Here is a 1,083-nt window from a genome sequence, read left to right on the forward strand (position 1 = left end):
CTTGGATTCACATATTAAGTGCAACATCGTTATAAACGAAGTAAATGAGTTTTTGTACCTTTAAATAGCTCATCCGGCGTATTGTAACCCCGTGTTTTTCGTGGTCGCTTATTTAAGCTGTTTGCCGCGAGATTTATCTCCAACTCTGATACTTTATTAAAATCGGTTCCTTTTGGAAAGTATTCTCTGATTAACCCATTAGTATTTTCATTTATCCCTCTTTCCCAAGGAGAATAAGGATGAGCAAAATAAATTTTTGCGTCTAAATTTTTACTGATCATTTCATGTTCGGCAAATTCGAGGCCATTATCAAACGTGATGGTTTTAACTTTTTGTTTTAAAAGTGATAAATTCCTTGTTATCGCTTTTACAACAGCCTCTGCTGTTTTATTTTCAAGTTTAATTATGACGGTAAATAGCGTTTTTCGTTCAACTAAGGTCAATAATGCACTCTTATGCTCTTTTCCAATGATAGTATCTCCTTCCCAATCACCAATACGCTGTCTTTTATCCACGATTTTAGGGCGCTTCTCAATACTGATCCTGTTTTTGATTTTACCTCTACGTTCATAGCTGCCATAGCGTTTACGATAGGGTTTTTTCGCAATCCTGAGGTGCTGCCACAAATCACCACCCTCACGTTTATCCTGATAAATCAATCGATAAACCGTTTCATGATGCAAAGAAATGATATTTTCTTTTTTAAGATAACCCACTGTTTGTTCAGGACTTAAACCTTTCCAAATTAACTGCTTAATCAATGTTCTTATCTTAAATGTGACTTTTATGACTTTTACAGCAAAATGACGGCGCTCCAATGCCTTACACTGAGCCTGTTGAGGACAGTATTCCTGTGCTTGCTGATTTCGTCTCAGTTCCCGACTAATCGTTGAGGGATTACGTTTAAGTGATGTTGCAATAAAGCGTTGTGTAAAACCGGCTTCTTTTAAGCTGAAAATCTGATATCTTTCTGATTCGGTCAGTTGTTTATAGGTCATAGTGCATTTTCCTTTGGCGAGAAAGATGCCTACTATAGCAACTGACCGCCTTTTTCAGAAATTGCACTTATCATGCGAATCCAAG

At 36.9% G+C, this 1,083-nt stretch carries 1 protein-coding gene; it reads right to left on the reverse strand.

The genetic code is table 11. The features are described 5' to 3' along the window. Positions 1-29 precede the first annotated feature (29 nt). Positions 30-998, reverse strand: a complete 969-nt coding sequence (locus AAC854_RS22645; protein WP_340619058.1) for an IS30 family transposase — start codon at positions 996-998, stop codon at positions 30-32. Positions 999-1,083: the final 85 nt, after the last annotated feature.

This window comes from Xenorhabdus entomophaga (assembly GCF_037996725.1).
Lineage (GTDB): Bacteria > Pseudomonadota > Gammaproteobacteria > Enterobacterales > Enterobacteriaceae > Xenorhabdus > Xenorhabdus khoisanae.

Excerpts from the sequence above, each read along its gene's own strand:
- AAC854_RS22645 (WP_340619058.1), bottom strand. The coding sequence starts at position 998 with ATGACCTATAAACAACTGACCGAATCAGAAAGATATCAGATTTTCAGC.